At 38.3% G+C, this 15288-nt stretch carries 12 protein-coding genes; 1 reads left to right on the top strand and 11 read right to left on the bottom strand.

Annotated features, from left to right (window positions below):
* Positions 1–58 precede the first annotated feature (58 nt).
* From AC2TFD_RS04935 to AC2TFD_RS04890, 10 genes are all read right to left on the bottom strand, one after another.
* Positions 59–1084: a TRAP transporter substrate-binding protein gene (locus AC2TFD_RS04935; RefSeq protein WP_484675128.1), complete on the bottom strand. Its 1026-nt coding sequence runs from the start codon at positions 1082–1084 to the stop codon at positions 59–61.
* A 50-nt stretch (positions 1085–1134) separates the two neighbouring features.
* Positions 1135–2430, bottom strand: a complete 1296-nt coding sequence (locus tag AC2TFD_RS04930; RefSeq protein WP_335512933.1) for a TRAP transporter large permease — start codon at positions 2428–2430, stop codon at positions 1135–1137.
* Position 2431: 1 nt separating this feature from the next.
* A complete protein-coding gene (locus AC2TFD_RS04925; protein ID WP_335512931.1) occupies positions 2432–2929 on the bottom strand; it encodes a TRAP transporter small permease in 498 nt (165 codons plus the stop codon).
* Between the two features lie 314 nt (positions 2930–3243).
* The gene (larC2, locus tag AC2TFD_RS04920) at positions 3244–3717 is read right to left on the bottom strand and encodes a nickel pincer cofactor biosynthesis protein LarC2 (RefSeq protein ID WP_484675127.1); all 474 of its coding nucleotides are present in this window, start codon (positions 3715–3717) and stop codon (positions 3244–3246) included.
* A gap of 445 nt (positions 3718–4162) precedes the next feature.
* A complete protein-coding gene (gene larC / locus AC2TFD_RS04915; RefSeq protein WP_484675126.1) occupies positions 4163–5161 on the bottom strand; it encodes a nickel pincer cofactor biosynthesis protein LarC in 999 nt (332 codons plus the stop codon).
* Complete coding sequence (larB, locus tag AC2TFD_RS04910; protein WP_484675125.1) at positions 5142–5912, bottom strand: nickel pincer cofactor biosynthesis protein LarB; 771 nt, start codon at positions 5910–5912, stop codon at positions 5142–5144. Before larB ends, larC begins: the two co-directional genes overlap by 20 nt.
* A 465-nt stretch (positions 5913–6377) precedes the next feature.
* Complete coding sequence (locus tag AC2TFD_RS04905; protein WP_484675124.1) at positions 6378–7850, bottom strand: gluconokinase; 1473 nt, start codon at positions 7848–7850, stop codon at positions 6378–6380.
* Positions 7851–8114: 264 nt separating this feature from the next.
* Positions 8115–8915: an ATP-dependent sacrificial sulfur transferase LarE gene (gene larE / locus AC2TFD_RS04900; protein ID WP_484675123.1), complete on the bottom strand. Its 801-nt coding sequence runs from the start codon at positions 8913–8915 to the stop codon at positions 8115–8117.
* Between the two features lie 78 nt (positions 8916–8993).
* The gene (locus AC2TFD_RS04895) at positions 8994–9764 is read right to left on the bottom strand and encodes an SDR family oxidoreductase (protein ID WP_335517607.1); all 771 of its coding nucleotides are present in this window, start codon (positions 9762–9764) and stop codon (positions 8994–8996) included.
* Between the two features lie 23 nt (positions 9765–9787).
* Positions 9788–11056: a nickel pincer cofactor-dependent isomerase, group 22 gene (locus AC2TFD_RS04890; protein ID WP_335517604.1), complete on the bottom strand. Its 1269-nt coding sequence runs from the start codon at positions 11054–11056 to the stop codon at positions 9788–9790.
* A gap of 279 nt (positions 11057–11335) precedes the next feature.
* Here AC2TFD_RS04890 and AC2TFD_RS04885 point away from each other — a divergent pair, with 279 nt between their 5' ends.
* A complete protein-coding gene (locus AC2TFD_RS04885; protein ID WP_335517602.1) occupies positions 11336–12493 on the top strand; it encodes an ROK family transcriptional regulator in 1158 nt (385 codons plus the stop codon).
* Positions 12494–12914: 421 nt separating this feature from the next.
* On the opposite strand, the gene AC2TFD_RS04880 is transcribed toward AC2TFD_RS04885, so the two are convergent.
* Positions 12915–14390 (bottom strand): MFS transporter, encoded by a 1476-nt coding sequence (locus tag AC2TFD_RS04880; RefSeq protein WP_484675122.1) that lies wholly within the window; start codon positions 14388–14390, stop codon positions 12915–12917.
* Between the last annotated feature and the right edge of the window lie 898 nt (positions 14391–15288).

Genomic DNA, 15288 nt, shown 5'->3' with positions numbered 1-15288 from the left:
AAAAGACCCAGCTGGTAAATGGAGAAAATAACCAGCTAGGTATTTCTGTACCTACAGATTATGGACGAGCTTTTTCAATCGCATCCATTACCTCTTTATACTCTTTTGAATATTCATCAATCATAGGCTTTACAGCATTTGTCCAAGGTTTAAGATCTTTAACCTCAGTAAATGTAACACCTGCGTCTTTTAATTTCTTTGTAGATTTCTCTTCATATTTATCCCACTCAGCTCTTTGTGTTTCTACTGAATCAAGAGCTGCTTGTTTAATGATCTTTTGATCTTCTTTGTCAAGCTTATCCCAAGCTACTTTACTAATTAGAAGGACTTCAGGAATACGTTGGTGATGATCTAGAATCAAGTTCTTAGCTTCTTGATAGTGGTTTGATGAATCTAAACTTGGCAGGTTATTTTCTGCTCCATCAATGATACCTGTTTGAAGAGCACTGAAGACTTCTCCATATGGCATTGGAGTAGCACTTGCACCTAAAGCAGCCATGAAATCAATATTGATTTTACTTTGCTGAACACGAATCTTTAATCCTTTTAGATCCTCTACACCTTTAAGTTCTTTCGTAGAATAAAAACTACGTGAACCTGAATCGTAATAAGCTAATCCCTTCATCTTAGATTGCTCAAGACCATCTAGTAATTTTGTTCCCATATCCCCATTTAAGAAATTCCATAGGTGATCTTCGCTCTCAAAGACATAAGGAAGTCCGATTGGAGTAAATTGATTATTGAACTCGGCAAGCGGGCTGGAGTTGATACGTGTAAATTCGATAGCTCCAAGTTGAACCTGTTCAAGAACTGATTTTTCATCTCCTAATTGAGCAGATGGATAAACTTCAATTTTAATACGTCCATCCGTTCTTTCTTCCACTAATTCAGCGAACTTTTTGTCACCAAGGACAGTTGGATAATCAGGCGGCTGATTGTCCGCTAAACGGAACGTATAGGATGGTTTCTCCTCTTCCTTAGTACCGCCATTGCTCGGCTTTGCTTCCTCTTTCCCACACGCTGCAAGGATTGTACCCATTAATAACGATGCAGCTAAAATGCCAGTAACTTTCTTTTTTAACAAAATCAACACCCCTTTAAATTTTTTTATATAATATTCACCATTTTCCCAGATTACTTGGCTAACATATTTGGAAGCCACATAACAACCTCAGGAATATAGGTGATAATTAACAGAACAACAAGTAACGCATAGAAAAATGGCATCATAGCCTTCGTGCCCTGTTGGATGGATACTTTACCTATAGCACACCCAACGAATAAAACGGTTCCAACTGGCGGTGTCAATAAACCAATTCCCGCATTTAAGATTAAGACGATTCCAAAATGGACAGGATCCATTCCAAAGCTCGTTACCACTGGAAGCAGGATCGGTGTCATAATTAATATCATTGGTGCCATATCCATTGGTGCACCGAGTAATAGCAATAGAATATTAATAATTAATAAAATGATCAGCGGATTATCTGAAATACTTAAGAACAGATCGGTTACCATAGCAGGAATTTGCAGATACGCCAGTATCCAGCCAAATGAAGCGGAGGCGGCGATTAAGAAAAATACCATAGAAACCGTTCTCATTGTTCTTGTTAATATTTTTCCAATACTTGAAATGGGTGCTTCTCTATAGACAATGAATGCTAGAATAAAAGAATATAAGCATGCTAATGCACCTGACTCAGTAGCCGTAAACCATCCGCTCATGATTCCGCCTAATATTATGACGGCAGGACTTAGTGATAGCATTCCATGAAGGATAATTCCTCCGATTTGTGACTTTGGAACAGGATCCGCTTTCCCGTATCCTCTTTTTCTAGCAATAATATAGCCTGTAATCATGAGTGAAATTAACATGATGAATCCAGGAACGATACCTGCCATAAATAGACTCGCAATGGATACGCCCCCTGCTGCTAAAGAGTATAGGACGAGATTATGACTCGGTGGTACTACAACACCTTGGATGGCGGAAGCGATGGTAACCCCAACAGCATAATCTGCTTCGTAGCCCTTCTTTTTCATCATGGGAATCATAACGGATCCGACGGACGAAACATCTGCTACAGCTGACCCAGAAATATTTCCAAAGAACAAAGCTGCCACGCTGTTTACCATTGCAAGTCCACCGCGGATTCTACCAACTAGTAAACTCGCAAAATTTACGATTCTGAGTGCTAATCCACCCTCGCTCATTATTTGTCCAGTTAGGATAAAGAATGGGATGGCAAGCAAGGAAAAAGAGTTCATTCCTTGGACCATTTGCTGACCGATAACCGGCAGCGGAATTTTCATATAGATTACTGTTAGCAAGGATGACGCCACAAGCGTAAGAGCAATCGGAAAGCGAAGCAGCACTAAAATAACAAAACTGGAAAGTAAGATGATAATTCCGATTGTATTTGTATCCATTTTACATATCCTCCTCCAAATCCTTATGTCTAGATGTATTAATGTTAAAGAATTGCAGGAGCGAGTAACCACAAATCATAATACCTGTGACCGGCATCGCCACATATGTGACACTACTTGGAAGTTTTGTTGCGGGTAGAGTCGATTCCGCCGTCAACAATGTAAACTCCCACCCCTGAACTACGAGGTAAAAACCAAAAGCAAAAACCGAAGCATGAATGATTTTATCTAAGACTTTATTAAAAGATTTAGGAAATAGGTTGGTAAAGGAATCAATTCCTAAATGAATATACTCCCTAAAGCCTATCGCTATAGCCATAAAGGCAAACCATGCAAGCAGTAACAGTGTAATTTCTTCGGACCAAAAGAATACAAAATTAAATAATTTCCGTGTCATAACCTGTGTGGTTACAACTAAAATTAACGCCACTAAAGACAGTAAAGTGAATTTTTCGAAAATAGTGTCTATAGCTTTAATTAACTTCTTGATATAATCCAAGTGAATCCCCCCTCTTCTTTGAAACCGTTTACTTACTTATCATTTTACGAATTAGAAGGAACATTTAAAATGTTGTTTTTTTAGAAGTATTTGTGATTTTTTTAGGTTTGGAATTTCCGGAAAGCCTTTTCATTTTTAATTACGCTCTATTAATTCGTTTTTTTGTTTTTGTTTGTTTAATAAACGAATTATCAAAAATCAGTTTAGCATTCAAGTTCTTTCCCGTCAATAAAGGTTTAGATTATGTAATATAAAATTCAAACTTAAATAAGGCTGCCCCCGATTTGGACAGCCTTGACCCTATTTTTAAACTATTACTCCTTGTTATTCAACGCCTGCCAAACCTGTTCATATACCTTTTTTAACGGGATGTTGTGGAGTTGTGCCAGGCTTTTACAATCCTCATACTCAGGCGCCCGCTGCACAACTTGACCATTTAGTATACCTTCTTTTACGGTGACGGGTCCCCACCTTGTGTCAGCTTTACGGAATACCCTTTCTAACCGGTGAACGGTTAATGGGTAATAACGCACACCCAGCGTAGTTGTTTCCCTGAAAAGGACCTCTTTTATTTTGTTAACATTCTCTAGAGAGCAGAGTAACTGGAGCAAAATAGCCGGTCTGTTTTTCTTCATATAAATCGGAGTATAAAAAACATCATTGGCACCCGCCTCGAAAAGCAAGTCCATTACATAACCAAGCCATTCACCAGGAATATTATCCAGATTTACTTCCATTTTCATCATCTGGTCGTCTATATGTTCATGATTAGGAGGGTGAGCATTCATTCGGATACACTCCTCTTACTGGTTGTTTTTCAAAATTATCGGTAATTGTCTTTTTGGGTATCTCTATAGTGATCGGAAACTTGATTTTGAAAGAGTTTGGGTCACTATAGCATGTCTATAGTGACCTTGAGCTTGTTTTCAAATGGTTTTGGGTAACTATAAAGAGTTTATAGTTACCGTAAACTTCCTTTTGAAAGAGTTGGGGGCACTATAGCATGTCTATAGTGACCTTGAGCTTGTTTTCAAATGGTTTTGGGTAACTATAAAGAGCTTATAGTTACCGTAAACTTCTTTTTGAAAGAGTTTGGGGCACTATAGTATGTCTATAGTGACCTTGAGCTTGATTTCAAATAGTTTTCGGTAACTATAAAGCGTTTATAGTTACCGTAAACTTCTTTTTGAAAGAGTTTGGGGCACTATAGCATACCTATTAGGACAGGAAGCCTTATTCACCGATGATAACTCTCACAACATTAGGATGGTCTTTAAAAGTTTTCGTTCCAGCACCATAGCCAATGGAACGAACTTTCATAGAAGGAATTGAGCCAAATTCCTCTGCAAGTACCGCAACAATCGCTGCACCCGTTGGCGTTGTCAGCTCAAATCGAACCTCTGAATGTTCAATAGGAACACCTTTCAAAATCTCGAGTGTTGCAGGGGCCGGCACTGGATAGAGACCATGGTCAATACGAATTTTTCCTGTTCCAACAGGAATTGGTGAAGATTTGATAGCTTCTATTTCTAACTGATGAATCAGAATCGCTGTTCCAATTATATCAATAATGGAATCTACGGCACCGACTTCATGGAAATGAACTCGCTCCAATGGAACACCGTGAATGAGTCCTTCTGCTTCACCAATTTTTTTAAAAATCCTCAATGCAGTATCTTTCACTTGTTCCGAGAAATCAGCTTCTTCTATTAATCGTACGATATCTTTATATGATCGATGGTCATGGTGGTGATGATCATGGGTATGTACGTGCTCGTGATCATGGGTATGAGTGTGTTCGTGCGTATGTGTGTGTCCGTGATCATGATCGTGAGTGTGCGAATGCGCGTGTTCGTGATCATGATCGTGAGTGTGCGTATGCGTATGCGCGTGTTCGTGATCATGATCGTGAGTGTGCGTATGCGCGTGTTCGTGATCATGATCGTGAGTGTGCGTATGTGCGTGATCATGGGTATGCGTGTGCCCAAGGTCATGCGCGTGATCATGTGTATGCTCATGCTCGTGGTGATGATTTTTTAGCAGCACATCGAATTTTGTACTCGTAATCCCATTCTTAACGACCTTTTTCCATGTCAATTCATATTCATCTTCAATGTTTAACTTTTTTAGTTCTTCTACTAATTTGACCGGGTCAGCACCTGCGTCAATAAGTGCTCCGATTACCATATCTCCGCTTACGCCTGAAAAACAATCAAAATATAGTGTCTTCATTTCTTTCCCCTTTTTGTGCAAGTTGATGAATTAATACTGCGTTATACCCACCGCCAAAGCCATTATCTATATTAACAACACTAATTCCTGAAGCACATGAATTCAGCATCGTCAGTAAAGCTGATAACCCATTAAAGTTAGCTCCATAACCGACACTTGTAGGAACGGCGATTACTGGATGTGATACGAGTCCGCCAACAACACTCGGCAGCGCCCCTTCCATCCCAGCAACAACCACAGAAACGGTGGCGTTTTGAATTTCTTCAGCATGATTCAAAAGACGATGAATACCAGCAACGCCTACATCATAAATACGGTGGACAATACTGCCCATTATTTCCGCTGTAACCGCTGCTTCTTCTGCAACCCGTAAATCAGAGGTTCCTGCAGCAACAACAGCAATATAACCATGAGTGTTTTTCAGCGCTTCCTTTTGGTCCTTCCAAAAAAGAATCTGAGCGATTTCATGATAAGTAAATTCAGGGCAAGCCTGTCGTACGATTGATGCTTTTTCTTCAGAAATTCTAGTTACCATTACTTGATTGTTTCTTGCCCTTAATGCCTTAATAATTGAGATTATTTGTTCAGCCGTTTTCCCTTCACCATAGACCACTTCCGGGAAACCCTGGCGTTTCTTCCGGTGATGATCCACCTTTGCAAATCCCAAATTTTCAAAGGTGGCTAATTGATCTTTTGCTTCCGCAATACTGAGGGTTCCACTTTGAACTTGTTTTAAAATATCTTCAAGCACATGATTCCCCCCTTTAAATCTTAGTGTAATTCTATAATTTGGCTTTGATGAAGGACAAATCCCCCGGTTTCTCAACGAGTTTTGTCCTTCATAGCCTGGATGAAGGACAAATCCACCGGTTTCCCGACGAGTTTTGTCCTTCATAGCCTGGATGAAGGACAAATTCACCGGTTTCTCAACGAGTTTTGTCCTTCATAGCCTGGATGAAGGACAAATCCACCGGTTTCTCTACGAGTTTTGTCCTTCATAGCCTGGATGAAGGACAAATCCACCGGTTTCTCTACGAGTTTTGTCCTTCATAGCCTGGATGAAGGACAATTAACTCGGTTTCCCAATGAGTTTTGTCCTTCATAGCTTGGATGAAGGACAAATCCACCGGTTTCTCAATGAGTTTCGTCCTTCATAGCCTGGATGAAGGACAAATCACTCGGTTTCCCAATGAGTTTTGTCCTTCAGAGGCCCTTTTTAGAAAAACTTCACCATATCCTTAGCAAGCTTTTCGTAGTTTTCGTAAATTTCTTTATAGACTTTGCTGTTTTCTTTATTTGGTAATACGGCTTCTCCCATTGGGATATTCTTTTTGATTTCTTCAAAAGAATCTACCTTGCCAATACCAACTAAAGCGGTCCACGCCGCTCCCCATGCAGCACTATGATGGCTTTCAGGAACATAAATTTCCGCATTAAAGACGTCGGCCATCATTTGCAGCCAAAGCGGAGACCTTGCCAATCCGCCGTTCACATAGATTTTTTCCGGCGCGCCCGCTATTCTTTCCAGCGCTTTACCGATTTGATAGAGATTAAACGTGATACCTTCAAGTACTGCACGGATAAAATGTTCTTTTTTATGCGTAATCGAAACTCCGTAAAAATTGCCTTTTGCCTGCTGGTTCCAGATTGGTGCTCTTTCTCCATTTAGATAAGGAAGGAAAAGCATTCCGTCTGCACCAGGAGCAACCTTGTCTGCGTCGGCAAGGAAATCAGAAAAACTTCGTTGATCGTGAAGGAGATCTTTTAACCATTGCAAGACGATTCCACCATTGTTTGTCGGTCCGCCTACAATAGACGTATCTGCTGTAAAGGAGTAACAGAAAGTTTCTTGATTTTCATCAATTTTTACGCCTTTGTTGAATTGTCTAATCGCTCCGCTTGTCCCAACAGAAACAGCAACTTCTCCTGGTAAAATAGCGCCAATTCCTAGGTTTGCCAACTGACCGTCCGCTGCCCCCATAACAAATGGCATTTCTTGATTAATTCCCATTTCCTCAGCAATTTCTCTCTTTAGGCCTGTCAGTACCTTCGTTGGAGAAACAATTTCCGAAAGCTGTTCCTTGGAAACTCCAGTCATTTCTAACGTCTCAGGCTCCCAATCAAGGGCAGCTGGATTGAATAATCCAGTAGCAGACGCCATAGAGTAATCAATGACTCTTTCGCCAAACCAGGACTGGATGACATACTCTTTAATGGACATGAAATAGGCAGCATCTTTATAGGGTTGATAGTTTGTTTCTTTCATCCATAATAATTTATTAAATGGTGTCATAGGATGAATTGGTGTTCCTGTTTTTGCATAAATGCTGCTTCCAATTGTCTTTTTCACAGCTTCTGCCTGAGGATAACTTCTTCCATCTGCCCAAATAAGTGCAGGTGAAATTGGACTGCCTTCTTCATTCACACAAATGAGTGAGTGCATGGCAGCCGAAAATCCTATTGTAATCAGCTTATCCTTATCAATGGCAGCTTTTTGGATGGCCCCTTTGATGGCCAATACAGCAGATCGTTCGATTTCAACCGGATCTTGTTCAGACCATCCTTGCTCTGGATAATGAAAGCTGTTCATTTTCTCGTATTCTGATATTAATTTACCATTGATGTCAAATATGCATGCTTTCACGCTAGTGGTACCAAAATCTAGTCCCATTACAAACTCTCTTGACATATACATCTTCCTTTTCCACTATCATGTTGTCATTTTTATTAGTAGAGGCTGTTTTCGTAACGATTGTTGTTAAAATCTTTTAACGTGGCAATAGTTATTTTTGCGCCTTTGAATTAAATTTGCAAGCTCTTTTCTTAATAAACTTTTGCTATTTTCTGCGAAAATACAGCGCAAATATTATTTTGTTCCAAAAAGCAATAAGGTTTAAGAAAAGAGCCTTAGTAGAAAAGGCTTTGGAAATTTCCAAAGCCTTCTTCTTTAATTTTACGATAAAACTTTGTTCATACTGCCGCTTTGATAACCAAGTAAATCCAAAGTGATGTATTTATATCCATACTCTTGAAGTTCCTTGACGATCAAATCATGATTTTCAAGAACCGTTTTCATATCATTCGGTTCTACCTCAATTCGTGCTATTTCATCATGTGTTCGAACTCGTACTTGGCGAATTCGAAGACTTTTTAAAAAGCCTTCGGCTCTCTCAACCTTCGTCAGCTTTTCCTTTGTTATATACTCACCGTATGCAATTCTGGAAGAAAGACAGGCGAATGAAGGTTTATCCCATGTTGGCAGGTCGAACTTCTGAGAAAGCTCTCGAATTTCCTGTTTAAACAAATTAGCCTCTAGCAGCGGACCTCGGATTCCCTTCTCCTTAGCCGCTTGCATTCCTGGTCGATGTTCATTCATATCATCGGCAATAACTCCATAAATCACATTTTGAAATCCCTTTTCTTCCATAACCGGAATCAAATGATCAAATAAGCTGCTTTTACAAAAGTAACACCGATTTTTATTATTCTCTGCATAGCCAGGAATCGCTAATTCAGATGTTTCAATCACTTGATGCTTAACGCCTATTTTATTCGCTAAAACCCTAGCCTCTTCCAGCTCACTAGAAGGATACGTTTCTGAATCCGCTGTAACGGCCAATACACGTTCCGCACCTAATGTTTCCACAGCTGCCTTTAGCAAAAATGTACTATCCACACCACCTGAGAATGCTACAACGACTGATTCCATGTCACGGAGAATAGACTGTAATTTATTATATTTCTCTGTTAGCAAGGTCTCATCTCCCCACGTACTTTCTAAATAATCCCCTATTTTAACATATTAATTGGACAATAAGCTTATGTCCAAGAATTAAATTGTCATAGCTCCAAATCCGCCGTCAACACGGAGTAATGAACCTGTAACAAAGCTGGATGCTTTATCTGATGCAAGGAAAACGGTAGCACCTTGAAGTTCTTCCGCTTCTCCAAAGCGTTGCATAGGCGTATGGCCCATGATGGATTCAATTCTTTCTTTGTCTAAAATTTTACGATTTTGTTCAGCCGGGAAGAATCCTGGAATAATCGCATTGACACGGATGCCGCTAGTAGCAAATTCACGTGCTAAGAATTGAGTTACACTATTAAGCCCAGCTTTTGAAACAGAATACGTAAATACTCTTGATAATGGAGTTGTAGAAGAAACAGAAGAAATATTAATAATACTTCCTTTTCTTTCTTGTTCAATCATGCGTTTCGCAAAGATTTGGCAAGTCATTACAATTCCTTTTAAGTTAATATCCATGATTTTATCATACTCATCCATGTCTAAATCAAAAAACGGAGTTGGGCTGTTTGTCCCTGGAGCATTCAAGAGGATATCCCAGCCGCCAGACCATTGTTCAATATCGTTTGCAACTTGTACTAGAGAATCCTTTGAGCTAACGTCTGCTGAGAATGCTTTCGCTTCGCCGCCATTTTCAATGATCTCCTTAGCTACCTTTTCAGCAGTTTCTAAGTTACGTCCGACGATTGCTACTTTAGCCCCGTGCGCAGCTAAACCTTTCGCCATTGCAGAACCTAATACACCATTTCCTCCAACTGCTACCGCTGTTTTACCTGTTAAATCGAATAAATTTGTCATGTTTGTTCAACTCTCCCTAGTTATTAAAATAAATTTCCGTTTTCATCAAAAGGTAAATCATAAAGTTCTGAGACTACTTCCATATTTGGATGCTGTTTCACATAGTCGAGTAAAGCTTCTGATACTTCAATCTCACTAAGCTCTAATGTATTTTTAATACGAACCATTTTCACTTTTGCAAAGTCTAAAATATTGCTTGTTTTTACTGCAGCCTGAATGGCTTCACGATCATTCGGCAGTGTAGTCGCAATTTTAGTCGGTGCTACTACTGTTGAAGTTAAGCCGTTTGCGTAAGTTACTTCTAGGTCCATCCTGTCAACTAAACGCTGCGTTGTAAAATCAGCTGTTCCAACACCATTGGCATTTCCCTCTGTTTGCGGTGTTAAGCCAAGAACAACCATTTTATTTACATCTGGTCCCCCATGGGCATAAGGAGTTGGATATCTACCGGTAATATTCGGATCCATACCGTCGCCAGAGATATTCTTGCCAATTTGGTCAATAACAAGAACTTCTAGTTGTTCAAAAAAGAGCTTTGGCAATAATTCTTTTGCCTTTGCTTGTAAATCAGCTTCTCTTTCAATAATTTCTTCAGGTGATAGAACATCAACGACTGTGACTTTATCAAAGGCGTTTTCAACGGTTGCCACCCCGAACAAAAATGGCTTTTTCTCCATAATCATTTTTGCCATCGCAGGTACATTTTCCGCCATATACTTAAAGCCTAATTGATGACAAGCTTCAGCACCTCTTTGCTTACCTAAACCAATACTAATCATTTTCATAATTCCACTTTCAACTGGGCCGCGGAATGCAGTATGCGGCTTCACACGATTGATTACCACGATCCCGTCTGCCTCTGAAGCATATTTATCGACATAGACTGGCAAACCATTTGGCAGCTCCCCGATTTTCACTACTTCCATTGAAGAGCGAATCTCACAGCCGGCACTTTCTTCTGTTACGCCAAGATGCGCTAATACTTCCCGCTGCCCTTCCGCTGTCGCTCCGCCATGGCTTCCCATACTTGGCACAATAAACGGTTTCGCTCCTAAGTCTTTTAAGAATTTAACCGTTACTGCCGTTAATTCTACAAGTCTGTCAAGCCCGCGGCTCCCAACAGCAACAGCAATTTCCATTCCAGGTTTGATTTGGGTCCGTATATGTTCTTGCTGTAACTTTTCTGTTAGGACTGGTTCTAATTGATCGATTTTCTGATCATCAAACTTCACTTTCACTTTTGCCATCTTTGGCACTGGAATATCTTTTAATAAGTCCTGAAGAATTCCCATAACATTACCTCACTTTTTTTTATACTACTAAGTGTTCCACAGGGAATTAAATTCCATGTATGGTAATAACACTAAATCCAGGATTATTGTTTCCCTGTAATCCCTTTCAAAATCTACTATGTACTAAAATTTTATGAAAATATTTTAATTTGTTTACCAAACAAACTAATTACCTGTATAATATCATTATGGTTAGTTTACGTCAATTAATATGCAGCCATTAAAAACCAATATTTTTTAATCTTATTATATTGAAATTTTCACAAGGAGGTGCTTTATATGGTCACTGGAGACGCGGCATTTATAAAAAAGATAAATCGTTCACACATCATTTCAAAAATCATTGAACACGGGATGATCTCAAGAGCAGACTTAGCAAAAATAACTGGCCTAAATAAAGCTACCATTTCAGTCCAAGTAGCTGACTTATTAGAGGAAGAATTAATTATTGAAACCCAGCAAGAGCATAAGAATTTAGGCAGACGGCCCATCATGCTTTCGATTAACGAACAAGCCGGATACTCTTTAGGGATAGACCTTGATAAAAACAATGTTTCTTTCACATTATGCAATTTAAATGGAACTCCGCTTGAGTCGAAATCATTGAAAATGAACACCACTAATTATGATGTGATCCGTGAGATGTTAATCAAAGAGATTAAGAACTATAAACAGAAATGTTCTAAAGAACGTTATGGACTAATCGGTGTGGTCATTGGAATTCATGGAATTGTGGATAATGATGAAATGATCTATTTTGTCCCTCATCATCAATGGCATAACAAAGTTCTAAAATCTGAGCTTATGAATGAAACCGGTGTCAATGTTTACTTAGAAAATAATGCAAACCTCTGCTCTTTTGCCGAGATTGTCTATAAACATTATCAAAGCAAGAACTTATTATCGGTTAGTTTATATTCAGGAATCGGTCTAGGAATCATGGTAAATGGTAAATTACTAAAAGGGTTTGACGGCTTTGCGGGTGAGATTGGTCATATGATTGTCGTTCCCGACGGGCGTCCTTGCAGGTGCGGAAATTTAGGCTGTTGGGAACAATATGCCTCTGAGTCAAGTTTTATCAAACAATTAGCTGAGAGACAAAATAAGGAAGAGATCACTTATGAGGAGATCCACCATTGGCTCAAAACGAAAGACCCCATCACCACCACACTAATGGCAGAATATATAAAGTTCTTGTCAGTAGGTCTTAATAATATTATTAACCTTTATAACCCAGAGATTCTAGTAATTAATAGTGAATTATTGCAAATGTATCCGGACGCTTTAATAGAAATAAATACGCATCTGACCTCTACTGTTGGTCATTATCGGAAGCTGCTAATTTCTGATTTCGGCAAAAAGGCATGCAGCCGCGGCGCTTGTGCATTGGCCATCAAGAGGTTTTTAGATGTTTCTGAGTTAAGTTTGACTCAATGAATATTTCAATTTGAATACGGATAAGCAACTAGAAATAGCTCCTGATAAGGACTATTTCTTTCCTTTTTTTGGGCTGGAATTTGAAAACGAGAGAAAATCAGAGAAAAAAGGCGAATGAGTGAGATAATAAGGGGTGATCTACGCTTTCACCAACATTGTTCTCGTTTTCACGGTCATTGTTTACGTTTTCAGCAACATTGTTAAAATTCTCCTAATCCTCCATAATAAAGGTATCAAATCACTAGGAGGAAATGAACATGAAAAAATTATGGCAAACGATTATCGAGACAATTGAATGGGTTAACTACCTTCCACAAGAAAACCATAAACAAAAAGAAACCAATTCACACAAGTAAAAAGTGAATTGGTTTTTTTCATAAAAAAACCCCAGCATTCGCCAGGGTTCCAAATTTCTTCTTTTTTAAACGGCAGCAGATTGATCCTTATTTCCTTTTGCTTTCATTTCTGCAATACCAGATTGAATGTTTTCCATTTGTTTTCTATCTAGTTTATAGAATTTCATTGCTGTTATTGATACGACCAAACATAGTGCTGGTAAACCGAATGCTACTAATAACGTCATCGCAAACAATGGTGATGTTAAAGCTTCCCCAACCTCAGGGAATTTTTCCTTGTAACCAATGATACCTACCATAACACCAACGATGGTTGGAGCTAATGATGAAACAAGCTGATCAATGAATGAGAAAATCGTGCCCATCATTCCAGGTACATAACGGCCTGATTTATGTGTTTCATAGTCTGAAACATCAGCAATCATTGGTACAACAAGCGTTGTTGGAATTCCTGAGAAGCCAACAGCTAAGGAATATAACACTAAGAATAGTATCGTAGTCATTCCAATATTAGAGAGTGAAATGGCTGCAGGATCAATGAGTAAGAATAGGGCAATCAATGCCAAGTAAGATAGCATTCCAATCCAGGCTGATGTAACATAAGATTTCTTTAAACCTGTCTTCCTTGCAATTCCAACTACTAAGAAAGTAATCAACAATGTTGGTACCAATGTAATGAGTCCGATTTTACCGCTTAATGCATAATCCCCTAGCAAAATACCAAACAACATAACTCCGACTACAGAATAGCGAGCTATACTAGTTGCTAGTTTATCAAAAGACGCCGATAAAGAAAGTAATTGTAATGGTCTGTTTCCTTTAATAACACCCCAATATTCACGAAGTGTAGTTTGTGTTCCTTCTTCTGCTAATCCATAGTATTCTTTCTTATCTTTTGACCAAATACCTACGATTGCTAGTACCGCAAATACTGCTGATAGAATAAGTCCATAGGTATTTAATTCTGTAAACAACCCGAGATTAAAGCCACCGTGTTTTGCCATCAATGTAGAAGAAACCCAAATTTGTCCGCCAGTGAAAAGTGCTGCATTATAGACTCCATCAAAAATTGCATATAGTGGACGCTGCTTTGGATCATTAGTCAAAACTGTTTGTGCTGCCTTTGTAACACTTGTTTGTAATGAATAACCAATTTTGTTTACAATTAACATGGCTGTAAAGAAAAGAAATTGTGCAGACGCTGGTAAATGATGTGTCACATTATAGATAATGAGTATTGTACCTGCGGAAATGATATTGCCTATAACAATTAGCGGCGTAAACTTACCAAATTTCCCCTCTGTTTTATCAATGATATAGCCAATCGCCGGATCGATAATTCCATCAAATAACCGCGCCGCCATTAATAACGAACTTACCACCATTACGGCGAGGCCAGCTATTCCAGTTGCATAATAAGTAACAAAACCTAATACAAACAAATGGAGGTTTGTTGAAGTATTATTTAGTGTAAACAAACCAATTTGCCATAATTTCGCTGTGTTGTATTGATTCCCTTTTTCCACTTTTACATTTGACATGATTTCGCCCCCTTGAAGTTAAACGTTTTCATTTTGTTGAATTTTAGAAAAACTTTCCCCACTTACCCCTATTTAATCCAAAAACTTAATCCAAAAACTTAATTCACAACCAATACTTCTACTTACCTGTTCTTTCAATTGGAAACCCTTTCATTTAAATTCTAAAAAAAATTTCCAACCTTTTAATCTATTTTCTTTAATAGAAAATATTATTCTATTTCATAATTAGTTTAATAAACTAATTATGAATAAAGGATAACATCTACTATTTATCACTGTCAATAGATTGTCACATTTCAATAAATTATTTTCTTAGAATAGTAATTTTCTATTGACACCACTTCATGTAACTCCTTGGCAGATTACTCGAAATATTACAAAAATTTATAACCCGCTAATCCCCTGATTCCAATCAACATCACCAATTAAACAATAACTTTTACTTAACCTCTCCCTTTTTTGAAACCCTTTTCATAAACAGTTAAATAAATATTTAATTGCATGTAAACTATTATTCTATTTTTTAATTAGTTTAATAAACTAATTATTAAACATATAGTAACATCTCTGCAATATTGAGTCAATAAGTTTTTAATTTTTTGAAAATTATGTTGATAGAATAGCTTTTTTCGTATAAAAATACCTAAAAAGGCGATATACGAACCAAATTTCCCCATGCAAAAAGAATCGAAACTTTATTCTTTTACCATATTAAAAACAAACAGATTACCCTAGCTCTCTTAAGTGATTAGCAGAGAGTCTTAAGACAATCAAATGGATCGCGTCCATACATATCATCCTACTCTACTAAGAAGTGGTTCTGGTTCGCAATATTCAACTGACAATATCTTACAGCTGGCAGCTATTTCTTTATCAGTTTGCATATTGTCATTATATT

Source organism: Neobacillus sp. plas4, assembly GCF_057221695.1.
This window is presented reverse-complemented; position numbering and strand designations above follow the sequence as displayed.